Below are 26,619 nucleotides of genomic sequence, written 5' to 3' on the forward strand. Positions count from 1 at the left end.
GTAACCAAAAGTTCGATAGCTGCGGTATATCGGGGTACCATGCCCCAACATGGCTCTCATGGCCGCCAACACATGACCGCATGACCGCAGCTGCAGCAGTTCCGCCCGGGCCTTTCGATCGAAACGATGCCACCACTGCACTGCTGGTGCGCACGGGCTCGTGGACGGCCATGGTCACGGGCACGCTCATCTCCGCGCTGCTGCTGCTTGACCAGCCCATCAGCTGGCCCCAGGTGCTGCTCAATTTCGCCGCTGGCGCCATGGGCGCAGTCGCCCTGCTGCTGGGCCGCGCGGGCCGCTGGCACCAGGCGGCGCTGGTGCTCATCTGGGGCGTGTGGGTGGTGGTGTCGATGGTGGCGGCGTTCAACGGCGGCCTGCGCGGCCCGAGCCTGCTCAACTTTCCGGTCCTCATCGTGTTCTCGGGCTGGATTCTCGGCACCCGGCCCACACTGGCGCTGACCGGGGCCACGGGCGCGTTGTTCCTGTTTTTTGTCTGGAGCGACCTCAACAACTGGCTGCCCGCGGCGCGCTATGGCAACCGGGCGGCGTATGTCACGTACCTGAGCGGCATCCTGGCCGTGACGGCTGCGGCCACGCTGCTGTCGCGGCGCAGCTACGTACGGCGCACGCGCGAGGCGGTGCACACGGCATCCAGCCTGGCCGCCCGCGATGCCGAGTTGCGCAAGCTGCTGCGCGCGGTGGAGCAAAGCCCCGAGAGCATCGCCATCACGGACCTCGAAGGGCGCATCGAATACGTCAACGCCGCCTTTCTGGCGCGCACGGGGTACGCGCTCGACGAGGTGATCGGCCAGCCATCGTCCACGGTGTCGAGCAACGGCATGGCGCTGGTGCAGTGGATGAGCCTGCGCGACACGCTCTCGCGGGGCGAGAACTGGGCGGGCGAGCAGGTCAACCGGCGCAAGGACGGCGGCACGATCACGGAGGCCGTGGTGGTGGCCCCCATCCGCCAGCCCGACGGCCACATCACCCACTACGTCGAGATCAAGCAGGACATCACCGAGCGCCGGCGGGCCGCGGCCGAGATCCATCGCCTTGCGCACTTCGATGCGCTCACCAGCCTGCCCAACCGGGTGATGCTGATGGAGCGCCTGGGCGCCTTGCGCTGGCGCGGCGCGGCCGGGGCGCAGCCGCTGCATGCCCTGCTGCTGCTTGACCTGGACCGGTTCACCATCTTCAACGACGCCCGCGGCAGCGAAATGGGCGACCGCCTGCTGCGCGCCGTGGCGCTGCGGCTGTCGCAGACGCTGCCTGCGCAGGGCCTGCTGGTGCGGGTGGCGGGCGATGAGTTCGCCATCGTGCTGCACGACCTGGGCGCGCTCCCGCCCCAGGCCAGCCGCCGCGCGCTGACGTTTGCCGAGCAGGTGCAGTCGTTGCTGCTGCAACCCATGCGCCTGGAGGGCTATGTGGGCGAGGCCCAACTGGGCGCCAGCGTCGGCATCACCCTGTACCCGCAGAGCGCAGAAGACACGCCCCACGAGGCCCTGCGCCGCGCCGGCACCGCGCTGCACCGCGCCAAGCAGGCCGGTGGCGGGCGGGCAGCTTTCTTTGAGCAGGGGATGGGCGAGGCCGCGGAGCAGCGGTTTGTGGTCGAACGCTCGCTGCGCCAGGCAATTGCGGCCGATGAGCTGCGGCTCTTTTTGCAATCGCAGGTGGACGTGCAGGGCCGGCTGACCGGCGCCGAAGTGCTCGTGCGCTGGCAGCATCCGCGCGACGGGCTGCTGACGCCCGGCGCCTTCATTTCCATCGCCGAAGAGTCCGACCTCATCGTGAGCCTGGGCACCTGGGTGCTGGCCCGTTCGTGCAAGCTGCTGGCGCTGCCGGTGATGCGCGAGCGCCGCCTGCGCCTGTCGGTCAACCTCAGCGCGCGGCAGTTCCGCCAGACCGGCTTCATCGCGCAGCTGCGCTCGCTGCTGCAGTCGTCGGGGGCCGACCCCACGCTGCTCACGCTGGAGGTGACGGAAGGCTTGGTGATCGACGACTTCGACGAGGCTGTCGCCAAGATCCGCGAGCTGGCCGCGCTGGGCGTGGAGTTTTCGCTAGACGACTTCGGCACGGGCTATTCCTCGCTGGCCTACCTCAAGCGCCTGCCGATCCAGGAACTCAAGATCGACCGCTCGTTCGTCCACGACGCGCCCACCAACGCCGACGATGGCGTGCTGGTCGAAGGCATCCTGTCGGTGGCCCGCCACTTCGGCCTGCGCGTGGTGGCCGAGGGCGTCGAAACGCGCGAGCAAGCGGACTTCCTGTGCCAGCGGGAGCCGGGCATCGTGTACCAGGGCTACCTCTTCGGGCGGCCCGAGCCCGACGTGGACTGGCTGGCCCGCCTGGCGGATGAAGCCGACCCGGCTGACCCGGTCGGGCCGACGCGGGCGTGAGCCCAAACTTCGGAATTCACAAGCAAAAATAGCTGCCAGCGCTTGTCTATCAGGCGCTGGCAGCTATTGTTTTTATAGCAATCGCGGGGTGCGGGCGGAGGCTGTGTTCACGCCCGCGCCGCGTTGCTACACGGTCACTTGTTCTTCTCTTTGCCGCGTGGGATCACGGACGTGACGGGGGGCATCGGGCGGTCGGAGCTGCCGCTGCCTTCCTTGGGCAGCGAAGTGTCCTTTTTGGGTTTCTTCGCCATCTTGTTGCTGCGTTGTTCGCCTTTGGCCATGGAGCCTCCTGTAAGGGTTAGGGATGGGACGGTGCAGGATGGTACGTCACAAACCACCCGCTCCGGGCGCTCAGGGGGCTTCGGAGGTTCTGGGCGCAGCCATGCGATGCAGTCTGTCACGATGGATCCATTGCAATGCGGTGGCTTGGCACACCGCAGCGCGGTGGCTCACGCCGCCGCCACCGCGGTGGCCTCCACCTCTACGAGCATGCCGTCGAGCGCAAGCCGGGGCACGGGGATCAGCGTGCACGCTGGTGCGGCACCGTCGGGCCAGAGGCTGCGCACCGCCTGACTCAGCAGCGCGAGCCGCTGCTCGGTGTGGTCGACCACCAGCACGGTGAGCTTGGCCACATCGTGCAGACCGGCATCCGCCGCACCGAGGGCTGTGCGCAGGTTGGTAAACGCCTGGCGCAACTGCTCGCCAAAGTCGGGCGAGATCTGGCCTGCTGCGTTCTCGCCACCCTGGCCCGCCACAAACACCGTGCGCGCCTGTGCGGGTGCGATCACCACATGGGAGTAGCCATTGGGGCGTGGGTCGTACAGACCGGGCGGGTTGATAAAGCCGAGCGCAGCGGCTGCGGGCGCAGGGCGGGGGATGGGGGCGGTGTCAGGGCGCATGGTGCACAAGTCCATCAGTAAAAGGTAAGAAGAAAAGGGTGGGGTGCCTGCATTGCCCGAGCGAGCCAGCGGCAGTGAGCAATGACGGCCGCTGCAGTATCAAACCTCAAGTTATATTGAGGTCAATACCCGGTGAGAAAACCCTTGCAGGAATTGCCATGAAACCCCACAAACCCGCCATCACTGCCATCCCCGTCACCCGCGGGCCCGCCAGCGAGGCACCTGACCTGTCAGTGGGCGAGGTCGCCAGCCGCAGCGGCCTCGCTGTCTCGGCGCTGCACTTCTATGAATCGCGCGGTCTCATTGCCAGCGTGCGCAGTGCCGGCAACCAGCGCCGCTATCCGCGCTCGGTGCTGCGGCGCGTGGCGGTGGTCAAGGTGGCCCAGCGCATGGGCGTGCCATTGGCGGAAATCGCCCAGGCGCTGCAGGCCCTGCCCGACAGCCGCACGCCCACCGTCTCCGACTGGCGGCGGCTGTCGGCGCGCTGGCATGCCGATCTGGACGAGCGCATCCGCACGCTGACCGCGCTGCGCGACCAGCTAGACAGCTGCATCGGCTGCGGCTGCCTGTCGCTCAAGGTCTGCCCGCTGCGCAACGCGCAGGATGTGCTGGCCCAGGAAGGGCCGGGGCCGCATTTCGGGGCGGTGGATTCGTGATCTTTTGCGCACGCCGGGCCTCGCCATATGCCCAGTGGTCTGAGCACCGCAGGTCGGCCGGGGGTGCTCGCCTATGATCCCATCGCCGCCCACACGCGGGTGTTGCGCCCGCGGTGGCAGGGCGCCAGGATTGGTTTTCAACCGGAGATGTTCATGACCATGAAACTGTTTCGTCGGTGGGGCGCCTCGCTGTGCCTTGCGTTCCTGGCCGTGGCCAGCCACACGTCAGCCAGCGCGCAGGACCTGGCCGGCGCCAAGGACCACCCGGCCGTCAAGCGTTTTGGGGGCAGCACCATCGTGGGTTATGAGGTGCGCAACTTTGATGGGGTGGAGTTCCAGACCTCGACCTTCAAGGAGTTCGATCTGCAGACCTACAAGCGGCGCTATGCGCAGCCGCCGTTGGCGCTGGAGGGCAAACTTACCCGCCTGTGGTACGAGGCGCCCGGCGCCACCCGGTCGCTGGAGCTGTTTCGCAACTACGCCAACGACCTGACGGCGAACGGCTTCACCGCGCTGTACGACTCCACCCGCGACAGCGCGGCCGGCAGCTACAACAACTTTCTGGCCAACTTCAGCAGCGGCCAGCGCGACCTCATCAAGAACAACCGCAGCGAATACGTGATGTACGCGGCCGACTCCAGCACGGTGCGCACCGGCACCTTCCAAAAGGGCAACACCACCGTGCGCGTGATCACCATCGACTGGCCCAAGGAAGACGCCACCTACAAATCCAGGCAGGGCGCCTATGCGGCCGTGGACATCCTGGAGACCAAGGCCATGGAGCAGAACATGGTGGTGGTCAGCGCGTCGGACATCAGCAAGTCCATCACCGCCAACGGCAAGGTCGCCATCTACGGCATCCTGTTCGACACCGGCAAGGCGGATGTGAAGCCCGAATCCAAACCATCGCTCGAGCAGATCGCCGCGTTCCTGAAGGCCGAGCTGGCCGTCAAGTTGCACGTGGTGGGCCACACCGACAGCGTGGGCGGGTTTGACAGCAACCTGGCACTGTCCAAGCGGCGTGCGGAGGCGGTGGCTGCGGCACTGGCCAAAGACTATGGCATTGCCGCCAATCGCATGGTGGGGAACGGCGTGGCGTCGTTGGCGCCTGTGGCAAGCAATAGCAGTGATGAGGGGCGTGCGAAGAATCGGCGGGTGGAGTTGGTGCTGCAGTAGCTGTTGCCGAAGGAGTGGCTGGCGCTTCAATGCATGTTGAGCGGCCGTGGGGGCGTCAGCAAATAGGTGCTTGGGCCAAAGGCGATAGTGACGGTCAGTCTCCAATCCGGTCATTGATGTGTACCCACCCGTTGGTTACAACGCCAAACGTGTCAGTCGAGAGCCCTCGCTCTGCGGGTTGCAGGCTATAGTTTGCTGGTATTTTTTACTTGGCTATTTCGACAGCTCTACGCTTGGAAATCCAGGCTCTAAGCCTCTTTGAGGAGGAATGAATGTCCAGAATATCACGCACGGTTCAGCTTATTCCGCAGGTGCTGCGGTCTAAATCACGGTAGGCCTCGGAACCCAAACATGTGGTTCGCCTCATCTGTTGGCGCTGTCATTGAAGTCATCGGCCTCATTGGCGCGCTTCTCCTAGCAATGGCTCAAGCTGGCTCTGGGTCCGGCGTCGTTCTCGTCTTCGCGCCCCTTGCGTGGTTGGTAGCGCTACTTCGCATACGCGGCACGCTTTGGTTGTACTCCGACGTCGCGAGCAAGTTGCGCCGCACTTCTTGGAGTGCACTGACCGGTGTTGGATGGGGCGCACTCCTCTCAATCCTTCTTACTGCGCCGAACAGCTCATTCTTCGTCGTTGTTTGTGCCGCTTGCGCAGTAGCCAGTGGCTTTGCCGCTTTCGCAGCGCCGAGTCGTCGACCTGAAACCGAGGCCTAGCCTCTCGCTCAGCGCAAGCCGTTAAGCGTTCGCTTCGCTAGCAGCCACCGGCCGATCCTGGCACCTCCAGACGAATTCAAGTTCACGATTCGCCCGTTCCTTGGCCTATGCCTCCGGCGCTCGCTAGGTTCCCCGACTGGGCTATTCCCTTGTCACCTACCACCGCAGCGGCGCCGCTTCGCCACTCCAAAAGATCCATCGGCCCACCTCCACATACGGCGAAGTGCCGATGGAATACGGGTCCATGCCCGTCTCTGCCTGCTGCAGCAGCACCAGGTAGCCGCCGTAGCTGCCCACCAGCAGCTGGCTGCCGTCGGGCGAGACATCCACGGCGCTGATGGTGCTGCCGATGTGGTGGCGCCACAGGGCGTTGCCGCTGTCGTCGCGGGCGTGCAGGTAGCCGTTGGCATCGCCCAGGATGACCATGCCCGGCAGCGTGGCCGATGCGTAGACGCGCCACTCGGTGTTGATCGGCGTGCCTTCGGTGTCCTGTGCATCGCCCACATGCGTGGCCACGGTGCAGCCGTTGTAGAAGTGGCAGGAGTTGACCCACAGCTGCGTGCCGTCGTGCGTAAAGCGTGCGTGGTGGGGGTAGGACGACAGAGGCTCCATCGTGCGCAGCAGCCGGCCGTGCGCATCGAGCAGGACGTGCGCGCTGTCCTGGTCGCCGAGTGCGATGTACTTCTCGTCGGGCGATAGCGCCATGTGCAGCATGTCCAGCGCGAGTTGGCTGGGGGCGGTGTTTTTCGCCTCAGCGCTGCCATCGCCATGGCCCTCGCCGTCCAGGTCTTCATCTTCTTCTTCTTCGTCCTCCTCGTCCTCGTCCTCTCTGCGCTCCGAGCCCTCCTGCATCTGGTTCTTGGGCCAGCTGTAGGGGCCGTCCTCGTCAAACTCCTGCGGGTGAATGCGCTGCACGCCCTCGGGCGTGAGCAGGTACACGCCGGTGGGGTTGCGCAGCAGCGCGCGCTGGCCGTCGTTGAAGGGGATGACCTCGTCGCAGCGCTGGCCCAGCGTGCCGCCGGCCAGGCCCAGCGATGCAGGCAGCCCCTCATTGCCCTGGGGCAGCGGCCACTGCGCGATCTGCGGGCCGCCCAGGCCCTGGTGCGTGGTGATGCGTGTGCCATCGCTCAGCGCAAAGCAGCGCCCATCGTGGGAGCGGCCCATGCCCTTGAGTGCGGGCAGCGGTGTGAGCATGTGGCCCTGCAGCCGCACCCATTGCGCGTCGTCGCTCCACTCAGCGCCGATGTGCGCCACCACACCGTCGCCATCCGGCAGCCAGAACACCGGGCCGATGAACTGCCCTTGGTCGCTCGCCAAATGCACATAGGCGTCGGGCGCAAACGCAAAGCGCTGGCGAAACCGCTCTGACAGGTCTTCGTCTGCATGGCCGCTGACCACCCGGGCGAGTTGCAACACGGTGGCTGCACTGGCCTTGCGCAGGTCTTCGGGCAGGTTGTCGCTGTCCTCGTCGTCGTCGACAGGGCCATCCTCGTCGGCACCGTCGCCCGCCGCACTGGAGTCCCTGGCCTGCGCTTCGCGCTCGGCGGCTTCCATGGCGAACTGGTGGTTGCGGATCGCGGCGACATAGGCTTGCCCGTCGGCCTGCCACTGTGCGGACAGCAGCATCAGCTCGGCAGGGAACACGGCCGCGTCGGGCAGGTCGGGTGCTAGCGGGGGCGTGGTCAGAAGGTGGACAGCGGCCTCGATGCGCGAAGCCTCGGCTTGGTCGACCAGCTTCTTGGTCTGTACGGCTTGCTCATCCTCATGGGCCTCGCGCAGTGCGGCTTCCACCCGACCATACAGCCGCAGCAGCCGCGCAATGTGGTCGGCGGCGCCGCGTGGCAGCGGCTGGCGGTGCTCGCTTTGCCGCTGCACATAGGTGAAGTCCACTAGCGCCGGGCCTGCACGGGCTTCGTCGATCTCGATCTGGTAGCAGGCGTGGGCGTCGTCCTCGGGGTCGCCCGGTGCGTCCTCGCCGTTTTCGTAGCTGAGCTTGAGCGCACGGCCCCAGGGCTCGCCCTCGTGCATGCAGGGCTGGCGTGCACCCACCCAGACATCGTCGTACCAAGTGCCGTCCTTGTCGCTGTCCCACCAGTCGTTGTACACGTCGGTAAACACAGGCAGGCTGGTCAGGCGCTCGATGCGCTGCGCCGTGAGCTCGGCCTCCAGCCGCCGGTGCAGGGGATACCCCGCGCGCGACTGGCCCACCGCACGGCGCACGTAGTCGAGCACCCCGCGCCAGGCCTTCTCACAGGCCTCGCGGGCCTCCGCGTCGGCGTCTTCGTCCAGCGCCACCCACTCGCCCGGCACGCCCTCCTCGTAGGGTCGGTACGCCAGCGACAGCTGCGGGGTGGTCGGCACGGAGCGGCGCAGCACGCGCGCGGCCAGCCGTGGCAATGTGCCCTGGACTGCGGGCTCCTGGGTAACGCCGATGTAGAAGTCCCAGGTCTTCCACACGGTGATGTAGATGTTGTCGTCGCGCTGGTCGCCTTCGCCGTCGATGTGGCGGCGGCACAGCGTGAAATCGGTCTGGCCGAACCAGCCATAAGCCACCTTTTCCTTGCGGCCCATCACGGGCGAATTCACAGCGGCCAGGATGTTGGCCACGCTAATGGCTTCGTCGGCGAACAGGTCGGAAGCCACGGGCAGGTCGGCTTTGATGTCGCCGCTGCTGCGCACCGGGCTTTCGCCAGCGCGCACGGCAGCCACTACTTGGTCACGGTCCAGCAGGCCGGCCACGCCGGCCTCACCATCGTCGATGCCGCCAAAAAACTCCGGCGCAAACACCAGTCCTGCTGCCTCGGCGGAAAACTCCACCAAGCTGGGCACACCGCGCACCTCGTCCAGCAAAAACTCCACCTGCTCGGGCCCGCTGATGCCCACGTGGTATTCATCCGTGAACAGCGCCACCCGGGCCGTGAGCCCGCCGCGGACGGTGAGATCGCCATGGTTGTAGTCGCCCCACAGCAGGTCGGCCACCTGCAGCGCGCCCTGCACATACAGCAGTTGGCCGCCCACCACGGCGTTGCGCACACGGGCATCGCCCAACACGATGAGGTGCGTGGCCCCATCGGTGTCGTCGCAGGTAAGCGCACCGTCGATCTGTAGATGTCCTTCGATCAGGATCAGAAAAGGCTGGTTTGCAGGGGCCGGGTTGGTGTTGCCGCCGTGCAGCAGCGCCCGCAGCGGGCTCCCGCTGGACAGGGGCGCATCCAAGTGCAGCTCGGGCACCTGCACATCGCCTGTGATCCAGAGCACGACTTCCGTGGCCAGGGCGTCTGGCTCCTCTGCAAAACGTTGTGCGATCCAGCTGTCGGCGGGGAGCAAGGCAGCCACGTCGGCCAGCGGGCAAAGTCGGGTGGTGGACATGGTGCGTTGGAAATTAGTGGCGAGGCTGGGCAGCTGGCGGGCATCGTACACGGCGGTCTTCGGGGGTTATGCGTTTGCGCACACAATGATGTGCTTACTTATCAATAAGCCCATTTGATTCGCCCATGACGCAAAACCCACCCTTGTTTGAAGTTCTGCCCCGCGACCTGTCCGCCTACCGCCAGGGCAATGTGGGCATCGACTATGTGCACCGTTTCGAGTCAGGCCAGCCTGGGCCCCACGTGCTCATCAACGCGCTCACGCACGGCAACGAGATCTGCGGCATGGTTGCGGCCACGCACCTGCTGGACACAGGCGTGCGCCCGCGCATCGGCACGCTCACCGTCAGCTTTGCCAACGTGGCGGCCTACGAGTCGTTTGACCCGGCCCGCCCGTTTGAAAGCCGCCAGCTGGTGCACAACCTTAACCGCGTGTGGTCGGTGGCCGAGCTCGATGGCAGCGAGCAAAGCCCCGAGCTGCAGCGCGCCCGCGCCCTGCGCCCGGTGGTCGCCGCGGCCGACCACATCCTCGACATTCATTCGACCAGCCAGGATGTGGAGCCGTTCTGGGTGTACCCCGCCTACGCACGCAACGCGAGCGCGGCGCTGGCATTGGGCCGCCCACCGGTGCACCTGGTAATGCCCAACGGCCTGGGTTCCGGCACGCCGCTGATCCAGCACGGCCACCATGGCCAGGCAGACGGCGAGGGCGTGGCCCTGGTGGTGGAGTGTGGACAGCACTTCTTGCAATCGGCAGCCGACATCGCCACGGCCGTTGCGCTGGACTTCATCGCGCACTTTGGTTTGATCGATGCGCCAGCGCAGCGGCCAGCGCCCGGCCCGCAGCGCCGCTACGAGCTGATGGAGACCTGCATGGTGCGCACGCCCGAGTTCCGCTTTGTGCGGCCGGTGCAAGGCTTTGAGGTGTTTGCGAAAGGCGAGCTCATCGCCACCGACGGCCCGCACGAGATCCGCGCGCTGTGCGAGGACTGCACGGTGCTGATGCCCACGCGCGAGCCCATCGTGGGGCGCGAGGCGGTGTACCTCACCCGGCCGCTGTAGGGCTGCTACAGCGCCGGTTCAAGGACTCTTCACAACGGGCTTAGCCTCTTCGCGGATGTGTCGTCGGCAAGCTCCCCACCATGGTGGCCGGTGGAGATCAGAACGACGAACCGGGCTGCGCCAGAAACGCGATTTCCTGCGCGGTGGAGTCGCGCCCCAGCACCGCGTTGCGGTGCGGGTAGCGGCCAAAACGCGCAATGATGTCGCGGTGGCGCACCTCGAAGTCCAGGGCGTTCTCAAGCCCTGGTTGCTGGAACAGCGACATGGCCTGAGCGTGGATGGTGCTCGACTCGCTGTGCATGTAGGGCATGTAGGCAAACGCGCGCTGCGGCGGCGGCAGTGCCTGGTCGTGCTGGCCGGCTACCAGCTCTTGGGCCAGGGCGAGGGCCAGCGGGTCCTGCGCAAACGCCATCGGCGCGCCGCGGTGGATGTTGCGCGAGAACTGGTCGAGCACCAGGATCTCGGCCAGGCGCCCGCACGCCGTGCTGCGCCAAGTCCACAGCTCGCACAGGCGGGCGGATTCCCAGGTAGCGCCAAAACGCTCGCGGATGGTGGCGTCGAGCGCATCCTCCTGGGCGAAGTGCTGGGCGGGCGTGAGTTCTTCGAACCAGAAACGGAGGATGTCGTCGGCTTGCATGGATGGAATTTCGAATGAAATTGGCTGCCAGCGCTTGATCCTATTGTGCCGGAAGCTATAAAAAGAGTAGCGAGAGCGCCTCCTGCAACACCGCGCGCTCTTGTCGTCTATCGCTCGTCGAGTCGGATTTTGCCGTCGCGCACGTATTGGTTGAACTGGTCCTTGGGGATGGCGGCGGAGCCTACGGCGTCGTTGTCGGCAGTCCAGCTCAGCGTGGTGCTGTCCTTCGACGCGTCGAGTTCGACGGGGCCCTTGGGGATGGTCAGGGGTGCACCGTCGCCTGGGGTGTAGGTGACGTGGCCTGCAATGGTGGCGTGTTGGGACATGGGGATCGCTCCTTGGCGGCGAATGCCGCAGTACTGTGATCACCCGATTTCACCCTGGTCACCGCCGCAGCGGTGTAAGACCATGCCCTGCCTCGGCGCGGGCGCTGGGCAGGTCTGCGCTGGGCGCTGTAAGAGCCTGTTGGCGATTTCCTGCGAGATCGTCAACGGCCTCTCAGGGCGGCAGCACCGCCTGTGTGCGCTCTTGCCGCACCAGGTAGAGCCCGCTGCCGATGATGATCGCGCCGCCCAGCAGCGTGGAATAACCCGGCACCGCCTGCCACAGCACCCAGTCAAGCCCCATGCCCCAGGCCAGGGCCGTGTATTCAAACGGTGCCACGACCGACGCCTGCCCGTGCCGGAACGCCTCGGTGATGGCCAGCTGCCCCAAGAACCCGGTCACCGCCAGGCCCGCCACCAGGGGCCAGTGCGCCTGTTGCACGCCCACCCACTGGGGCCAGGCCAGCGTGCCCGCGCCCAGCGCCAGGAACGCGGTGGTCCAGAACACCAGGCTGGCGCTGGAGTCCGTGCGGGTCAGCACACGCCCGGTGATTGCCGACACGGCGTAGCAGCAGGCAGCGCCCAGCACCGCCAGTGCGCCCAGCGTGAAGAAGGCGTCCTGGCTGGGCCGCAGCGCCACCAGCACCCCGGCCATGCCCAGCGCAATCGCTATCCAGTGCGCGGGGCGTACCTTCTCGCGCAGCACCACGGTCGACAGCGCGGTGATGAGCAGCGGCGCGATGAAGAACAGCGTGTACGCCTCGGCCAGACCCAGCTCCTTGAGGGCATAGGTGAACAGCCCGAGCATGGTCACGTTGAGCACGCCGCGCAGCAGGTGCAGCGGCCAGCGCACCCGCAGCAGCCCGGCGACATTGCCGCGCCACAGCACGTACAGCGTGACCAGCGGCAGCGCGCCCCAGCCGCGCAGCGCCGCCACCTGCATGGCCGGGTAGCTGGCCGACAAGGTCTTGAGTAGCGCATCCATCAACGAGAAGAAACCCACGGCCGCCACCATGGCGACGATGCCGCGCAGGTTGGCCGCGGCTGCGGTGTGCGCGGCCGTGTGGGCTGCGCTGTGTTCGGGCGTGGTGCCGGCCTGCGTCATGGGCGCGCCGCCTTGCGGCTGCTGCCAGCGCCAAAAGACGTCTTCATGAAGGGAGCGGAAAGTGTGCGCGCCGTGGGCGGGCGCAACGGGGAACACTGCGGTGGTGGGCTGTGCATGGGCGATGCCGGCGGCGGCAGTGTGCGCCGCGGGCCCTCGGGGGGGATAAGGGCCAAAAAGTGTAGCGCACGCGCAGCGCTCCGGGCGGCGCAAAAGCGCCTTCTCCCCCCCTCTATTCCGATTCGCGCTGCGGCTGCGTGCCCGGTCGCGCCACCTTGTCGTGCACCAGCGGCACGGCCCACAGCACTACCAGTGCAAGCAGTGTGCTCAGCACTGCCGTGGATTCACGCCCCAGGCCCGCTGCCACGCCGATGGCGGCCGTGAGCCAGATGCCGGCCGCAGTGGTCAATCCCTTGACCTGGCTTTCGGCATCGCCCTTGAGGATGGTGCCCGCGCCCAGAAAGCCCACGCCCGCGATGATCCCCTGCAGCACCCGGCTGTTGTCGGCCGGCTCGATGCCTGCCTGCTGCGCCACCAGCACGAACAGCGCGGAGCCCATGGCCACGAGCATGTGGGTGCGCACGCCCGCCGCCTTGCCGGCATGCTCGCGCTCCCATCCAAGAGCCCCGCCCAGCAGCCCCGCCATGGTCAGCCGCACGACGATGCGTGTGGCCTGCTCGGCGTCGGTGATGTCCGAGAACTCGGACGCGACGGTGCTGGTGATCTCGTGCCAGATGTCAGCCATGGTGGGTGTCCTTGTGGCTGGGGTTGCACAGGACGCACGGCGACGGGGTGGGAAGCGATGACGGTGAAGGTGGCATGGTCTGTGGGGAGTTGGGGACGGGTGGAGCAGCGGGCGGTAGCGACGGCTGTGGTGGTGGACTGTGCCGCCGGCGCGGGGCAGCGTCTACCAGTGGCCGGCGGGCACTCGGGTAGGACGATGCCGACGCGCTGGCCCCACGGCTTCCATCGACGAGGATCGAAAAATAGAGATAAAAATGCCTCTAGCGCTTATTAATAAAGCACTTTTAGCTATAAAAATAGGAGCATATGCATGGGGCGGCATGCTGCACTGCACACCAAGCTTTACATCCTTGAACCCGGCAATCCCGTCCCGCGGCTTGCGTGCCAAGGTAGCGCGTGTCACGATTTGCCGGGGCTGGGGAGCCCTTGCACGAAACCCTTGCACCGTGAGCATCCGAGGCGGATCTGCGCTGGGCAAATGCTTGTGCTGGCACGGGCTATTGCTGCGCTTTGCAGCCATCCGGGTTCGCCGGCCTACTGGCCACCCGATTCGTGCACAGGCCCCCTGGTGCGCCACCGTTGCCCAGGCCGCCGCCGCAGGGCCGGGGCAGCCCTGTGAGGAGTTCGCCATGACGCCGCAGCGCATTGTTCTGATCCAGGGCCACCCCGACGCCGGCGCGCCGCACCTGTGCCATGCCCTCGCAGAGGCCTATGCCAAGGGGGCCATCGAGGCCGGACACGAAGTACGGCAGATCGACGTGGCCACCATCGACTTCGCGCTCTTGCGCAGCCAGCACGAATGGGAGCTGGGCCTGCTGCCCGCACGCTTGCGGCCCGCGCAGGACGACATCAGCTGGGCGCGGCACATCGTGCTGTTTTTTCCGCTGTGGCTCGGCGACATGCCGGCGCTGCTCAAGGGATTTCTGGAACAGGTGGCCCGGCCCGGGTTTGCGTTTACCACCGAGGGCAGCAACCCGTTTGGGCGCAAAGGCCTCACCGGCCGCAGCGCACGCGTGATCGTCACCATGGGCATGCCGGCCATCGTCTACCGCTGGTACTTTCGCGCGCACAGCGTGAAGTCGCTGGAGCGCAATATCCTGGGCTTTGTCGGCATTGCGCCGGTGCACGAAACCCTGGTGGGCAGCGTGGAACAACTGGGCGAGGAGGGCGTGGCCAAGTGGAAGGCGCGCATGCGTGCGCTGGGGGCCAAGGCGGGATAGTCCGCAGGGCCGGCCACTGCGCTGCAACGCCCCTCAGCCAAACGACCGCGCTGCCGCCAAGGCGCCCATGCGCTGGCTGATCGCAAAGAACTCCTGCACCGTCTCTTCAATGATCTGCTGCGCCGTCTTGATGGAATCGATGAGCCCCGCAGTCTGCCCCGCCAGCGCAGGCGCAGCCTCCATGTCGCCGTCAAAGTACACGCGCTGGATGCCTTCAAAGCTGTCGGCGGGCATCAGGCCCGCCTCGTGGATGGCCTGGGTGCGCCGGGATTTGAGCGCGCGGATACACGGGCTGGCCTTGGTGTTGAGCATCCAGGTGCCGGTCACGCCCGCATCGACGATCGCGTTCTTGTAGTTGGCGTGCACCGGGCTTTCGGCGCAGCTGACAAAACGCGTTCCCATCTGCACCGCCTCGGCCCCCAGCGCAAAGGCCGCCGCCATGCCGCGCCCATCGCAGATGCCGCCCGCGGCCACCAGCGGCACGTCCACCCGCGCGCGAATGGCCTGCAGCAGCACCAGGGTGGAGACCTCTTCGGGGTTCTTGAAGCCGCCGCCTTCACCGCCTTCGACCACCAGGCCGTCAATGCCCGCCTCCACACACTTGAGCGCGGTATCCACCGTGGGCACCGCGTGGTACACGGTGATGCCCGCATCCTTGAGCGGCGCGATGAACTTGGCCGGGCTGCCCGCCGAGGTGGTCACAAACTTCACGCCCGATGCGCAGACAAAACGCAGCATGGCGTCGTCCTTCAAAAAGCGGATGGGCAGGTTCACGCCAAACGGCAGGCCCAGCGCGCTCATCTTCGTGATCTCGGCCTGGCAGTTGGCCGTCTCGCCGGAAGACGTCTCGATGATGCCCAGCCCGCCCGCGCGGGACACCGCCGAGGCCAGCTGCGTGCGCGCGATCCAGCCCATGGGCGCCTGGATGATGGGGTAGCGCGCGCCGGTGTGGGCAAGGACGCGGTTGGCGGCGGGTGGGGTCATGAACGGAGTCTCCTGATTTTTGGAGAGCCATTATTTCGATGGGCGTGCGGTCGCCCGTGTCGCCGGCGTTACGGTGCTTTGGGTGTGCCGGGTGTCTCGTCCCAAGGCAACCGCGCAAACAGGCTTTGCCAGTCGGCGCTGGGGCTGGAGTTGGCATTCTCATCAGCGGTTTGCCCGGTGCCCCAGCCAGCAGGCCCCGGCCATTGCAGCCCGCTATCAAACGCCATGGCAACGCCCGACACCGGGTGTGGCACCGTCAGCTGCCATGCATGCAGCCACAGCCTTTGCTGCCCCAGCCGGTCGGCCCACCAGCGGTTGAGGGGGCCTTTGCCGTGTGTCGCATCGCCCAGGATGGGATGCGCCAGGTGCTTGAGGTGGCGCCGGATCTGGTGGCGCCGCCCGGTGGTCGGAATGGCCTCGACCAGTGAGGCGCGGGTGGTGGCAAAACGCGCATCGCTGGCCTCGGGCAGCGTGAGTTGCGCCAGGCGCCGAAAGCGCGTGTGGGCCTCCTGCACGGCCGCATCGGCCGGGGCATCGTCGGGCTTCAAGGCATGGTCCACCTCAATGGCCTCGGGCGCCCAGCCGCGCACCATGGCCAGGTAGCGCTTGTGCGTGGCGCCGTGCTCAAAGGCCTGTGACAGCGCGCGCGCCGCGTCGCTGTGCAGCGCCATCACCAGCACGCCGCAGGTGCCCTTGTCGAGCCGGTGCACGGGGTACACATGCTGGCCCAGCTGGTCGCGCAGGGTCTGCATCACAAACCGCGTTTCGCCCGCATCCAGCCCCGTGCGGTGCACCAGCCAGCCCGCAGGCTTGTAGACGGCCACCAGGTGCTCGTCGCGCCAGAGGATGTGCAGAGGGGGCATGGAAGAAGGGGGCGAGAAAGAAAAAGGAGCGGTGGCGGCGCAGACAGGGGGCCCGCTTGCGCGGTAGCCCGGCCGATGCGGGGCCGTTGCCGTTGCCGGTACGCGCGCAAAGGCTGGTGCAGCAGCATGGCTTTTTACTACACGCGGCGTGGATGGCGCCCGTGTGGCACTTGCCCTGCACACTGCGGACAGATTCTGGCAGCAGGGGCGGTAAGCTCACCGTCCACCAGAGAGAGGGCCCCATGAACCATCGCTTTCAATGCCAGTGCGCCAAGGTCATCGGCGAGGTGGCCGACACGCGCTCCGCCATCCACGCCATCTGCTACTGCCGGGACTGTCAGGGCTACGCCCACCACCTGGGGCAGTCTGATGCCGTGCTGGATGCCCTCGCCGGCACCGAGGTGGTGGGCACGCATGCGCGCAATGTGTCGTTCACCCGCGGCACCGACCAGCTGGCCTGCGTGTCGCTGTCTGAGGGGGGATTGCTGCGCTGGTACGCGCGCTGCTGCAACACCCCCTTGGCCAACACCGGGCGGGACTGGCGGATGCCCTACGTGGGGCTGGTTCACTTGTGCTTGCGTGGGGGCGGTGCGCCGCTTGCGCCCGCGTTTGTACCGGTGCAGATGCACCTGGAGACCGCCAGCGCCAAGGGCACACCGCCCCGCATGGGCTGGAGCAAGGTGCGGGCCCTGTTGGGCTTCATGCCGGGCATCGTGGCATCGCGCTGGAGTGGCAGCTACCGCCGCACGCCGTTCTTTACCCCGACCGGTGCGCCAGTGGTGGCGGTGCGCGTGTTGTCTGCGGCCGAGCGTGCGCAGGCCATGGCCGCGGTGTAGCAGATTCCCTTTGCATGCCAGAATGCCCGCGATTCGCCCTGGGAGCCCAGGCATACGTCGGTAGGGCTGTGTGCAGAGGGTTGCCTGGATCGATACATCAGCCCGCGCGCTATCGCGCTGCCGAGTACCCGCAAAGCATGTGCCGCAGCTGGCCCACGCTGAACAGAAAGGACCAACGATGTCGGCAGGAGACTGGAAAGACATGTACGCCGCCGCCGTGGCCGGCGACCTGGCGCTGGTGCGCCACCACATCGGCGCAGGCGTCAACCCCAACTACCAGCACCCTGAGATTTTGTGTACGCCGCTGGTGGCCAGCCTGATCCACGGGCACCACGAGATAGCGCACTACCTGCTGGCCCACGGCGCCGATCCGCACCTCAAGTCCGACTTTGACGACATGACACCCCTGCAGGCCGCGCGCCGCTACCAGCGCAGCGAGTTCATTGCGCTGCTGCAGGCCCGGGGCGCCAAGGAAGAGCGCAAACCGTTCTGGTGGCGCTGGCTGCCGGTGTAGCGACCAAGCGCCTGCCCACAGACGGTAGAGCCCGCGCAGCCCAGGCCAGCGGCCGCCGTGCAAGGGCCGCCCCGCCGCACGGGCGGCGTCCCCCTCGGGGGGAAGGCGCCGAAGGCGACTCAGGGGGGGCTTACTTCCTTCGCGCGCATCTTGGCGGCAATGTATTCGCCGTGTGTCACATGCAGCAGCCCCGCCACCTTGCTGATGGTGTGCATCTCGTTCTCGTCCAGGCGCGTGTCGGCGTACGCCACCTGCCACATGGCCTCCACCAGCTGCACCTTTTCTAGCTGCGTGAAATGGTCGTTCAGGCTGCCGGTGAAACGCTGGTAGTCGTAGGCGTTTTGGGAGGTGTTCACGGCCAGTTCCAGCAGGCGATCCACTTCATCGTCTGCCAGCCCGAACTTGCCACGCAGCGCTGTGACCATGGCGGTGCGCTCGGCCGGGTCCATGGCGGCATCAAACCGCACCACCTCCACCAGTAGCACTGCAGCGGCCAGTTGCACTGCGTGGGCGCGCTCTTCGCTGGAGGGGGCGGCGGTGGGCTGCATCAGGCTGTCGAGCAGGTCTTTGAGGGTCTGGAACATGGTGGTGGCCTGGTGGCAAAAGCGAGGTGACGGAGGGGTGGAGGCGAAGCGGGCGGGCTTGGTTCCCAGGCGGGCGGGCAAGGGCCGTGGTCATATAGCGCTCGCAGTGCGCTACCGCCCCGGCGACAATTGCAGGCCATGACGAAGAAAACTATCCTCCCCCTGCAACTGCTGGTTGCCCCCGACAAAAACGATCCCGCGCCGCTGATCCTGTACCACGGCCGCAACTGCCCCGATGGCTTTGGCGCCGCGCTGGCCGCCTGGCTCTACTATGGCGACAGCGCCGAATACGTGGGGCTGGACCACGGCGATATCAAGTCCGCAGACGACCTGCCGCCGCTGCAGGGTCGCGCGGTCTACATCCTCGACTTCTCGTTCGCCACCGAAATCATGACCACCATCGACGAGCGCGCCGCCAAGCTCGTGATGCTGGACCACCACAAGAGTGCCGCCGAAAAGCTCACCGGCTTTGCCTGCCGCTGCGGCGTGGTGCACTTTGACATGAGCAAGTCCGGCGCGCGCCTGGCGTGGGAGTTTTTCCACCCGCACGAACCCATCCCTGCGCTCTTCAAGTACGTGGAAGACCGCGACATCTGGAAGTGGGAATTTGCCGAGAGCGCAGCATTCTTGTCGGCGCTCGACATGGAAGAGCAAGGTTTTGCGCGCTGGCAGGAGATTGCAGGCTTCTCGGAGGGCGAACTTACGCAATTCATGGCCCGCGGCGCTGCCATGGACGAGAAGTACCGCAAGCTCTGCGCCGACATTGCTGAAGGCGCCCAGCCCCTGGTGTTCAACGGCATCGCCGGGCTGATGGTGAACGCACCCGGCATGTTCCACAGCCTGGTGGGCGACATGCTCTCGGCCAAGACCGGCACCTTTGCGCTGATGTGGAGCGCGGGCGAAAAAGGCGTGAAGGCGGGGCTGCGGTCCCAGCGCAATTTCGACTGCATCGCGCTGGCCGAAAGCATGGGCGGCGGTGGCCACGCGCAGGCGTGTGGATTCAAGATGAAGGTGGAGCGGCTGCCCGAACTGCTCACCGGCACCTTCAACGCCTGACGGGGACTGGCCCGGGCCGCGCACTGGGCCAGCGCGCGGCGGAGGTTTCGTCAACGCGTTGTTGACGGCGGCGCCTTACTTGCCGCCCACCGGCACCGCGCCCGTGGCCTCGGCCGCCTCCTCGAAGCGGTCCACCGTGCGCAGCGTCTTGAACGCCAGCATCCAGCCGCCCACCACCCCCAGCGTGCACAGCCCGCCCACCACGGCAGCGGGCACCACGCCCAGCCAGGCGGCGCTGGTGCCGGCGCGGAACTCGCCCAGTTCGTTGGACGAGCCGATGAACAGCATGTTGACTGCGTTCACCCGCCCGCGCATGGTGTCGGGCGTCGAGAACTGCACCAGTGCGCCGCGGATATACACGCTCACCATGTCGGCCGCGCCCGCCACCAGCAGCGCCGCAAACGACAGCCAGAACACCGTAGAGAGCGCAAACACCAGGTTGGCCGCGCCAAAGATCGCCACGGCAATGAACATGGTGCGGCCCACATGGCGGTTGAAGGGGCGCATGCTCAGGTACAGCCCCGCGCTCACTTCGCCCACCGCCATGGCGCTGCGCAGCGCGCCCAGGCCCGTGGGGCCCACGTGCAGCACCTCGTGTGCATAGATGGGCAGCAGCGCCACCACGCCGCCGAGCAGCACCGCAAACAGGTCGAGCGAGATGGTGCCCAGGATGATCGGCCGCGTGCGGATGAAGGTGATGCCTGCGCCAAAGCGCTCGACCATCGTGCCCTGCGTGGGCCCGGGCGCCGTGGCGTGCGCCACCACTACGCGCAGCAGTAGCACCACGCCCAGCGCAAAACACACGCAGCACACGGCGTAGGTCAGCTCGCCGCCGCCCATTGCGTACAGCACCCCGCCCAGCAGCGGCCCGCCAATGCTGGCCACGCGCATGAGCATGCTGTTGGCCGCCATGGCCTGCGCCAGCTGAGACCGCGGCACGATCTGCGGCAGCAGGCTCTGCATGGCCGGGCCCGAAAAAGCGCGCGAGCAGCCGTACAGCACCAGCACCGCATAGATCCCCGCCACGCCGCTGGCCCCGTGGCCCGACAGCCACCACAGCAGCGCGCTGCACACGCCACCCACACACCAGCTGATGGCCAGGATGCGCTTGCGTTCGAACCGGTCAATGAGGTCGCCCGCGGGCAGCAGCAGGCACAGCATGGGCAGGAACTGCGCCAGGCCCACATAGGCCAGCGCCAGCGGCTCGCGCGTGAGGTCATACACCTGCCAGGCCACCACCACGGCCTGCACCTGTGTGGCGACCACGGCCACCACGCGGGCGATCAAAAAGGAAATGAAACCGGAATGGCGGTAGACGCTGGCCGTCTCGGCACCGGTGGCTGTAAGGGGGGATGGGGGGGCTGTCATGAAAACGCGGGCAGGTCGGCCACGGGCAGCGCAGGCTGCAGGGCCGGGTGGAAAAGACCCTGGATGCTAGCGGCTGCGCAGCCCGTTCGCCGCAGGCGGGGGTAAAGATCTGTTGACCTCGACGTCCCGGTTGGCCATGCCGCTACCTGCTGCTGCGATGGCAACGGCGTCGGCGTCCGCATGCCCCGGCAAGGGCTGGGCGGGGCGGGGCGCGGGGTGGCGCGTGTTGCCAGTCAGCGCCAGGCGTGCCGATGCCGGTAGTCCCACGGCGCCTGCGGACGCCGCTGCGACCACAGCCCCGTGCCGCTGCTGCGTGCCTGCTGCTGCAGCGGCACCAGGTGCGGATGCGCATGGGCGTACGCGGTGTACACCCAGGCCAGCCCCGAGCGCACCTGCGCGCTGGCGACGTCGGCGCCGCCACAGCGCACATTGGCCACGGTGCGGCCGTAGCTGTCTTCGTCCACCGGCTGCAGGGTGGCGCGCTGCTTGAAGCACAGCCGCGCAAGGTTCTGCCGTGACTTCTGGCCGAAGGCCTGGCGTGATTCGGGCGCGTCGATGGCCGCTACGCGCACCCTGACCTGCTGATAAGCGCCGGGCGTGCCGCAGCGCGCGGTGAGGGTGTCGCCGTCGCTGATGGCGACGACCAGGCAGAGCAGGGAGGCGATGGGCACGGTGTCTGAAGCGGGGATCAACCGGGTGGGAAGGGAGGATGGACCATTTTTACAGTCAAAATGGCGTCTGGCGCTTGATTTGTAAGCACTTATAGCTATCAATAGTATAGCGATTGGGGCGTGGCGCCGGATTGCCGCTGCAATTTGATACGTTGAGGTGGCTCGCCGGGATGGAGGGTCAGGCAGTGTGGGGCACAGTACCGGCCGCGCGTGCTACGCGGGGGCCAGAACGGCCCGGGGCGCGCGCCGCAGACCTGCTCCGGCCCTCTCGCCGGCAAGGGCGTTGCCCGGGTCGCCGCGCCAGGCTTTCTAGAATCGTCGGGAACCGTGTGTGGCGCGTGCCGTCAGAGCCCCATGGTGCGGCGGCATCCCTTGCCACCGCCCCGCCGCCAAAACCGATGTCCCGATTGGATCCCCAGATGATGACCCCGAAGGAGTTCCCGGCTTTGCATTTGCGCCTTTTGTCTCCCCCCGTTGCTCCCTCTTTCTTGACTACCGTGGCCGCTTCGGCGCCCGCAGCGCGGTATGGCGCATCGCCACGAGGGCTGGGCCGCCGGGGTGCGGCCGCGGGCGCGGCGGCCGTGCTGGCGCTGCTGCTCTCCGGCTGTGTCGGCACCACGCCCAAGACGTTTGGCGTGCAGGAGAGTTTTGGGTCGGTGACCACCTACTCGCGCCTGTTCGACGCCACGCCCCAGCAGACCTGCGAGGCATCGCGCCGCGCGCTGCTCAGCCAGGGCTACATCATCTCGACCCACCAGGCTGAGCTGGTCGAGGGCAAGAAGAGCTTTCAGCCCGAGGCCGAGTCGCACCTGCAGATGGTCGTGCGCGTGGTCTGCGTGCCCGAGGCGGGCGAAGGCAAGGTGAGCCTGGGTTTTGTCACCGCGCTGCAGGACACCTACGCGCTGCGCAAGACCAACAACTCCGCCAGCGTGGGCGTGGGCGCGATCGGCTCGGTGTCGCTGCCGTTTTCGGCCAGCAGCGAATCGCTGGTCAAGGTGGGCAGCGAGACGATCTCCAAAGACACGTTCTACGAGAGCTTCTTCGACCTGGTCAAACGCTATCTGGCGATGGACCAGGCGCAGGCGGCGGGCGGCTGAGTCCGCGCGAGGGGCGACGGGACATCAGCGGCCTCACAGCCACCGCAGGGCGCGCACCGATAGCGTCGGCACCGGCCCGCATCGCTGCCCCGGACAAACCCCGCAGCTTTGCTCACTGTGCGCGCCAGCGCTGCACCTGGTCCCAGCCCGCGGGCCAGTCGGCCAGGCCGCTCTCGGCGTTGATGTGGCCCAGGGGCCCCAGCGTGGTGTGCTCCGCGCCCCACGCCGCCGCGCATTGCGCCGAGAACGCTGGCGTTGAATACGGGTCGTCCGTGCTGCTCATCATCACCACCGGCCCGGCGGCCGGCAGGGCGGCAGGCAGCGGTGCAAACCCGTGCGCATCGGCCGGAAAGTTGGGGCCCAAAGGGTCTGGCACTGCCACCAGCAGCAGCGCCCGCACCGGCCTTGCGTGCCGCGCCGCCCAGTGCACCGCCACCAGGCAGCCCAGGCTGTGCGCCACCAAAACAGGCGGCTCGGGTGCGCGGGCCACGGCGGCGTCCAGCGCCAGCACCCATGCGTCGCACACAGGGTGACTCCAATCGGCTTGCTCCACGCGGTGCACCGCGGGGTGCCGGGCTTGCCACAATGACTGCCAGTGGGCCGGGCCGGAGTTGTAGATGCCGGGGATGAGCAGGACAGGGCGCATTCTCAAAAATCCTTGAAAGAAGAAGTGGCTGAACCGACCCGCCACGATAGGCAGCGCGCGCCGGGCCGGCCAGAGGTCGTCATCGAAAAGCGCGCGGTCAAACCTTGAAGTCATCGCTTGAAGTCGTCGTCATCGCAAAGGAAGGAAGCACCCCGTGGACTTGGACAAGAAAGACCGGCAGATCCTCATGGCCCTGCAGCACGATGCGCGGCAGAGCCTGTCGGCGCTGGGCAAGCAGATCGGCCTGTCGCAGCCCGCCATGAGCGAGCGCGTGAAGAAGCTCGAAGACGCGGGTGTGATCGCCGGCTACGCGGCCCGCGTCAACCTGGCCGCCGTGGGCCTGGGCCTGCAAGCCGTGGTGCGGGTGCGCACCACCCACGAACACATCCCGCGCTACGTGCAGTTGTTCCAGACCATGCCCGAGGTGCTCGATGCCGTGCGCGTGACGGGGGAGGATTGCTTTGTGGTGCGCTGCGCCTTTGGCCAGCCGGCGGACCTGGAGCGCGTGGTGGATGCGCTGGCCGCGCACGGCAGCGTGTCCACGTCGCTCGTGCTGTCGCACCCGGTGTGCAAGTCGGTGCCCGTGGATGCGATGAAATGACCTGGTTTTGGCTTGAATAGTCCGCTAGCGCTTGTCCTGTAAGCGCTAGTAGCTATACAAAATATAGCAATCCGGACTAGAGCGTCTTGCGCCTAAGGCCGAGGCACCTCGTACCGCAGCTCTGCAAAGATGCCACCCAGCGTGGTCGCCGACTGCAGGCGCAGCGTGGGCTGCGCGATCTGGCGCGGCAGCAGCGGCTTGCCCGCCCCCAGCGTGACGGGTGCGATCTGCACGATCAGCTCGTCCAGCAGGCCTGCGTCGCAGAACTGCCCCACCAGTTCACCTCCGCCCACGATCCACACATTGCGCCCCGCCGCGGCCTGCAGCATGGCCGGGTGTGCGGCCCGCACGTCGCCGCACACGAATCGCACATCGGCGCCTGGGATAGGGCGCAATGTGCGCGAGGTGAACACCCAGGTGGGCTGCGCGTAGGGCCAGGGCTGGCCTGCGTCGATGGCGTGTTTCAGCATCCATTCGTAGGTGTGCGAGCCCATCGCCAGCGCGCCCACATCGCGGATGAACGCGGGGTAGCTGGAACCTTCGATCTCGCCAAACTGCAGTAGCCATCCGAGGTCATGGTCGGGCGTGGCAAGGAAACCATCAAGGCTGGAGGCGCCGTAGAACTGGGTTTTCATACGTTGTCGAGCGGGGCTTTTGAAACGGACTGGGCACTGTAAGGGCGGGCTGCTGACAGCGTTGCGGCAGCAGCGAGACGTCTACGCCCGTCTCGGGACATGGGGCACGCAGCCTTCTTCTTGCTGCCCCCCATGCCATCGCTACGGCAGCTGCACCGTATCCGCCAGATGTCCATACACCGCCGCAATTCGCCGCAGATGCCGCGACTCCGGGTGCGTCAGCAGCCACAGCTCGGTCTCGCAGTCGGCCAGCGACCCCGTCAGCGGCTTCAAATCGCTGCGGCCCCGGGCCAGAAAGATCGGCAGCACGCCTACGCCAACGCCCCGGGCCACCAGCTCCATCACGGTGAGCAGGCTGTTGACGCGGTAGGTGGGCTGCGCCTTGGGAAACTGCTTCTTGCGCCAGCGCACGGACGGGTGGTCGGGCAGGGCGTCGTCGGGCGCGATCCAGGGCGCGCGGCCGGCCTCGACGTCCGACAGGGCGAGCGTGCCGGCAGCTGCCGTGTACAGCGCCGCGCGGATCATGCCCAGCTGCCGGCCCACCAAGTGCTGCGGCGGGCGCTTGGTGGCGCGCACGGCAATGTCGGTGTCGCGCCGCGTGAGGCTCACCAGTTCATTGCCCGCGTGCAGCTCGTACACCAGCGCCGGGTGCTGCGGCTGCAGCGCCTGCAACGCGGGGGCGATGAGGCCGTGCAGGATGGTGTCGGTGGTGGAGATGCGCACGGTGCCGGTGATCTGCTCGGGCTGCGCCTGCGCGGCGCTGCGGGCGGCCTCCAGCGCGGCTTCCACGCGCTCGGCCTGCTCGGCCAGGGCCTGGGCCAGCTCGGACGCGCGGTAGCCCGCACGCGAGCGTTCGAACAGCGACTGGCCGAGCCCGCGCTCGATGCGCTGGATGGCGCGGAACACGGTGGACGCATCCACGCCAAGCCGCTCGCCGGCCGCGGCCAGCGTGCCGGTGCGCGCCATGGCCAGCAGCACCTCCAGCTCGGCGGCACCCAGGCGGTATTGCGCAGGTGCAATGGATGATTTCATGGTTGCGTATTTTGTTTGCGTGATTGCAATCATAAATTCTGCCTGTCGCCACGCTTCTCAGGGCGTTTCAGGCGATGGTTTTCCTTCCTCTTTTTTGCACAGAAAGTCCCACCCCATGAAGCTCTATTACGCCCCCGGTGCCTGCTCGCTCGCTGTCCACATTGCGCTGCGCGAAGTGGGTGCCACGTTCGATCTGGTCAAGGTCGACCTGGCCCGCCACACCACCGAGGGTGGCGCCAACTTCCTGGACATTTCGCCGCGTGGCTACGTGCCCTTGCTGGAATTAAATGACCGGTCGCGCCACACCGAAGGCGCGGCGCTGCTGCAGTACGTGGCAGACCTGGACCCGGCGCAGGCGTTGATCGGCAAGCCCGGCTCGCGCGAGCGCATGGCCGTGCTGCAGTGGCTCACGTTCATCAGCACCGAACTGCACAAGGGCTTCAGCCCCTGGCTGTGGCACAAGGAGACGGCCGACTCCACGCGCCAGGCCGTCAAAGCCAAGCTGGCCGTGCGGTTTGCAGAGATGGAGGCCGTGCTGGCGCACAGCGAGTTCCTGGCGGGCGCATACAGCGTCGCAGATGCGTATGGCTTCACCATCCTCAACTGGGCGAATCTGCTGGGTATTCCGCTCACGCCGTACCCCCAAGTGCAAGCGTGGATGGCGCGTGTGGCTGCGCGCCCCGCAGTGCAGGCCGCGCTGCGTGCCGAGGGGTTGGCACCGTGAGCGCCGCCGAGATGGCGGGCACACCCGCACTCACGCTGGTCTCGCATGCGCTGTGCCCCTACGTGCAGCGCGTGGCGATCGTGCTGCAAGAAAAAGGCCTGGCGTTTGAACGCCGCACCATCGACCTGGCCCGCAAGCCCGATTGGTTCCTGGCCATCTCCCCGCTGGGCAAGACGCCCGTGCTGCAGGTGCGAGGCCAGAGCCTGTTCGAGTCCGCCGTGATCTGCGAGTACCTGGACGAAGTCGCCATGCCCGCGCTGCACCCGCAGGACCCGCTGCAGCGCGCACGGCACCGCGCGTGGATGGAGTTCGGCTCCACCGTGCTCAATGCCATCGGCGCGTTCTACAGCGCGCCGGATGAGGCCGCGCTGCAGGCCCGCGCAACCGAACTGCGCGCGCGCTTTGTGCAGCTCGAAGAAGCGCTTGCTGAGTTCAGCGTTGCAGGGCCGTACTTTGCGGGGCCGGATTTCGGGATGGTGGACGTGGTGTTCGGGCCGGTGTTCCGGTACTTCGATGTGATCGACGAGCTGCCCGGCGTGGACGAGTTTCAGTGGTGGCAAGGCCTCGCACGCACGCAGCAGTGGCGTGCCGCACTCGCCGCGCGGGCCTCGGTGCGGCAGGCCGTGGCCGCGGACTATGCCGAGGGGCTGCGCGCGTTTTTGCGGGCGCGCGGCTCGGCGCTGTCGCGGCGCATGCAGCCGGTAGCTGCGTAAC

At 67.2% G+C, this 26,619-nt stretch carries 27 protein-coding genes; 12 read left to right on the plus strand and 15 right to left on the minus strand.

The annotated features are described in order from the left end of the window. The first annotated feature begins 80 nt into the window (after positions 1-80). The gene (locus tag ACSQ3Q_RS08090; RefSeq protein ID WP_436133886.1) at positions 81-2,396 is read left to right on the plus strand and encodes a putative bifunctional diguanylate cyclase/phosphodiesterase; all 2,316 of its coding nucleotides are present in this window, start codon (positions 81-83) and stop codon (positions 2,394-2,396) included. Positions 2,397-2,530: 134 nt separating this feature from the next. Here ACSQ3Q_RS08090 and ACSQ3Q_RS08095 read toward each other — a convergent pair whose 3' ends face one another. Next, the gene (locus ACSQ3Q_RS08095; protein ID WP_436133887.1) at positions 2,531-2,677 is read right to left on the minus strand and encodes a hypothetical protein; all 147 of its coding nucleotides are present in this window, start codon (positions 2,675-2,677) and stop codon (positions 2,531-2,533) included. Positions 2,678-2,845: 168 nt separating this feature from the next. Further along, the gene (locus ACSQ3Q_RS08100; RefSeq protein ID WP_436133888.1) at positions 2,846-3,295 is read right to left on the minus strand and encodes a RidA family protein; all 450 of its coding nucleotides are present in this window, start codon (positions 3,293-3,295) and stop codon (positions 2,846-2,848) included. Between the two features lie 158 nt (positions 3,296-3,453). Between ACSQ3Q_RS08100 and soxR the strand changes: the two genes are divergently transcribed. Both soxR and ACSQ3Q_RS08110 read left to right on the plus strand, forming a co-directional pair. Beyond that, a complete protein-coding gene (gene soxR, locus ACSQ3Q_RS08105; RefSeq protein WP_436133889.1) occupies positions 3,454-3,951 on the plus strand; it encodes a redox-sensitive transcriptional activator SoxR in 498 nt (165 codons plus the stop codon). Between the two features lie 153 nt (positions 3,952-4,104). Continuing rightward, a complete protein-coding gene (locus ACSQ3Q_RS08110; protein WP_436133890.1) occupies positions 4,105-5,127 on the plus strand; it encodes an OmpA family protein in 1,023 nt (340 codons plus the stop codon). 867 nt (positions 5,128-5,994) lie between these two features. Here the strand turns inward: ACSQ3Q_RS08110 and ACSQ3Q_RS08115 are convergent. Beyond that, the gene (locus ACSQ3Q_RS08115; RefSeq protein WP_436133891.1) at positions 5,995-9,207 is read right to left on the minus strand and encodes a WD40 repeat domain-containing protein; all 3,213 of its coding nucleotides are present in this window, start codon (positions 9,205-9,207) and stop codon (positions 5,995-5,997) included. Positions 9,208-9,332: 125 nt separating this feature from the next. Between ACSQ3Q_RS08115 and ACSQ3Q_RS08120 the strand changes: the two genes are divergently transcribed. Next, positions 9,333-10,268: a succinylglutamate desuccinylase gene (locus ACSQ3Q_RS08120; protein ID WP_436133892.1), complete on the plus strand. Its 936-nt coding sequence runs from the start codon at positions 9,333-9,335 to the stop codon at positions 10,266-10,268. A gap of 97 nt (positions 10,269-10,365) precedes the next feature. Here ACSQ3Q_RS08120 and ACSQ3Q_RS08125 read toward each other — a convergent pair whose 3' ends face one another. From ACSQ3Q_RS08125 to ACSQ3Q_RS08140, 4 genes are all read right to left on the minus strand, one after another. Then, positions 10,366-10,905: a DUF924 family protein gene (locus ACSQ3Q_RS08125; RefSeq protein ID WP_436133893.1), complete on the minus strand. Its 540-nt coding sequence runs from the start codon at positions 10,903-10,905 to the stop codon at positions 10,366-10,368. Positions 10,906-11,012: 107 nt separating this feature from the next. Beyond that, positions 11,013-11,231, minus strand: coding sequence for a hypothetical protein (locus ACSQ3Q_RS08130; protein WP_436133894.1), 219 nt, complete (start codon positions 11,229-11,231; stop codon positions 11,013-11,015). A 172-nt stretch (positions 11,232-11,403) separates the two neighbouring features. Continuing rightward, a complete protein-coding gene (locus ACSQ3Q_RS08135) occupies positions 11,404-12,333 on the minus strand; it encodes a DMT family transporter (RefSeq protein WP_436133895.1) in 930 nt (309 codons plus the stop codon). A 229-nt stretch (positions 12,334-12,562) separates the two neighbouring features. After that, entirely contained in the window at positions 12,563-13,075 is a 513-nt protein-coding gene (locus ACSQ3Q_RS08140; RefSeq protein ID WP_436133896.1) for an MgtC/SapB family protein, read from the minus strand. 628 nt (positions 13,076-13,703) lie between these two features. On the opposite strand from ACSQ3Q_RS08140, the gene ACSQ3Q_RS08145 reads away from it, so the two are divergent. Next, on the plus strand, positions 13,704-14,294 hold the full coding sequence (locus tag ACSQ3Q_RS08145) for an NAD(P)H-dependent oxidoreductase (RefSeq protein WP_436133897.1): 591 nt from the start codon (positions 13,704-13,706) through the stop codon (positions 14,292-14,294). Positions 14,295-14,327: 33 nt separating this feature from the next. Here the strand turns inward: ACSQ3Q_RS08145 and ACSQ3Q_RS08150 are convergent, their stop codons facing one another. Next, the gene (locus ACSQ3Q_RS08150) at positions 14,328-15,278 is read right to left on the minus strand and encodes an NAD(P)H-dependent flavin oxidoreductase (protein WP_436133898.1); all 951 of its coding nucleotides are present in this window, start codon (positions 15,276-15,278) and stop codon (positions 14,328-14,330) included. Positions 15,279-15,346: 68 nt separating this feature from the next. Then, positions 15,347-16,141 carry a pseudouridine synthase gene (locus tag ACSQ3Q_RS08155; protein ID WP_436133899.1) on the minus strand — a complete coding sequence of 265 codons (795 nt, stop codon included), beginning with the start codon at positions 16,139-16,141 and terminating at the stop codon, positions 15,347-15,349. Positions 16,142-16,383: 242 nt separating this feature from the next. On the opposite strand from ACSQ3Q_RS08155, the gene ACSQ3Q_RS08160 reads away from it, so the two are divergent. Together ACSQ3Q_RS08160 and ACSQ3Q_RS08165 are read left to right on the plus strand one after the other, a co-directional pair. Continuing rightward, positions 16,384-16,977 carry a DUF6151 family protein gene (locus ACSQ3Q_RS08160; protein ID WP_436133900.1) on the plus strand — a complete coding sequence of 198 codons (594 nt, stop codon included), beginning with the start codon at positions 16,384-16,386 and terminating at the stop codon, positions 16,975-16,977. A 178-nt stretch (positions 16,978-17,155) separates the two neighbouring features. Then, positions 17,156-17,491: an ankyrin repeat domain-containing protein gene (locus ACSQ3Q_RS08165; RefSeq protein ID WP_436133901.1), complete on the plus strand. Its 336-nt coding sequence runs from the start codon at positions 17,156-17,158 to the stop codon at positions 17,489-17,491. 119 nt (positions 17,492-17,610) lie between these two features. On the opposite strand, the gene ACSQ3Q_RS08170 is transcribed toward ACSQ3Q_RS08165, so the two are convergent. Then, positions 17,611-18,075: a TerB family tellurite resistance protein gene (locus ACSQ3Q_RS08170; RefSeq protein ID WP_436133902.1), complete on the minus strand. Its 465-nt coding sequence runs from the start codon at positions 18,073-18,075 to the stop codon at positions 17,611-17,613. Positions 18,076-18,213: 138 nt separating this feature from the next. Here ACSQ3Q_RS08170 and ACSQ3Q_RS08175 point away from each other — a divergent pair, with 138 nt between their 5' ends. Next, entirely contained in the window at positions 18,214-19,131 is a 918-nt protein-coding gene (locus tag ACSQ3Q_RS08175) for a DHH family phosphoesterase (protein ID WP_436133903.1), read from the plus strand. A 75-nt stretch (positions 19,132-19,206) separates the two neighbouring features. Here the strand turns inward: ACSQ3Q_RS08175 and ACSQ3Q_RS08180 are convergent, their stop codons facing one another. After that, the gene (locus ACSQ3Q_RS08180) at positions 19,207-20,499 is read right to left on the minus strand and encodes an MFS transporter (RefSeq protein ID WP_436133904.1); all 1,293 of its coding nucleotides are present in this window, start codon (positions 20,497-20,499) and stop codon (positions 19,207-19,209) included. Positions 20,500-20,732: 233 nt separating this feature from the next. Then, the gene (locus ACSQ3Q_RS08185; protein WP_436133905.1) at positions 20,733-21,170 is read right to left on the minus strand and encodes a thermonuclease family protein; all 438 of its coding nucleotides are present in this window, start codon (positions 21,168-21,170) and stop codon (positions 20,733-20,735) included. 545 nt (positions 21,171-21,715) lie between these two features. Between ACSQ3Q_RS08185 and ACSQ3Q_RS08190 the strand changes: the two genes are divergently transcribed. Further along, the gene (locus ACSQ3Q_RS08190) at positions 21,716-22,267 is read left to right on the plus strand and encodes a DUF2242 domain-containing protein (protein WP_436136962.1); all 552 of its coding nucleotides are present in this window, start codon (positions 21,716-21,718) and stop codon (positions 22,265-22,267) included. 112 nt (positions 22,268-22,379) lie between these two features. Here the strand turns inward: ACSQ3Q_RS08190 and ACSQ3Q_RS08195 are convergent, their stop codons facing one another. Next, positions 22,380-22,913, minus strand: a complete 534-nt coding sequence (locus ACSQ3Q_RS08195) for an RBBP9/YdeN family alpha/beta hydrolase (RefSeq protein WP_436133906.1) — start codon at positions 22,911-22,913, stop codon at positions 22,380-22,382. Between the two features lie 154 nt (positions 22,914-23,067). Here ACSQ3Q_RS08195 and ACSQ3Q_RS08200 point away from each other — a divergent pair, with 154 nt between their 5' ends. After that, entirely contained in the window at positions 23,068-23,514 is a 447-nt protein-coding gene (locus ACSQ3Q_RS08200; RefSeq protein ID WP_436133907.1) for an Lrp/AsnC family transcriptional regulator, read from the plus strand. A gap of 92 nt (positions 23,515-23,606) precedes the next feature. On the opposite strand, the gene ACSQ3Q_RS08205 is transcribed toward ACSQ3Q_RS08200, so the two are convergent. Together ACSQ3Q_RS08205 and ACSQ3Q_RS08210 are read right to left on the minus strand one after the other, a co-directional pair. Then, positions 23,607-24,149: a dihydrofolate reductase family protein gene (locus tag ACSQ3Q_RS08205; protein WP_436133908.1), complete on the minus strand. Its 543-nt coding sequence runs from the start codon at positions 24,147-24,149 to the stop codon at positions 23,607-23,609. Between the two features lie 141 nt (positions 24,150-24,290). Next, positions 24,291-25,181 (minus strand): LysR family transcriptional regulator, encoded by an 891-nt coding sequence (locus ACSQ3Q_RS08210; RefSeq protein ID WP_436133909.1) that lies wholly within the window; start codon positions 25,179-25,181, stop codon positions 24,291-24,293. Between the two features lie 115 nt (positions 25,182-25,296). On the opposite strand from ACSQ3Q_RS08210, the gene gstA reads away from it, so the two are divergent. Beyond that, positions 25,297-25,905 carry a glutathione transferase GstA gene (gstA, locus tag ACSQ3Q_RS08215; RefSeq protein ID WP_436133910.1) on the plus strand — a complete coding sequence of 203 codons (609 nt, stop codon included), beginning with the start codon at positions 25,297-25,299 and terminating at the stop codon, positions 25,903-25,905. An 11-nt stretch (positions 25,906-25,916) separates the two neighbouring features. Next, positions 25,917-26,618, plus strand: a complete 702-nt coding sequence (locus tag ACSQ3Q_RS08220) for a glutathione S-transferase family protein (protein ID WP_436136963.1) — start codon at positions 25,917-25,919, stop codon at positions 26,616-26,618. Position 26,619: the final 1 nt, after the last annotated feature.

This window comes from Acidovorax sp. LjRoot129, assembly GCF_964253765.1.
In the GTDB taxonomy this organism is placed as follows: Bacteria; Pseudomonadota; Gammaproteobacteria; order Burkholderiales; family Burkholderiaceae_C; genus Acidovorax.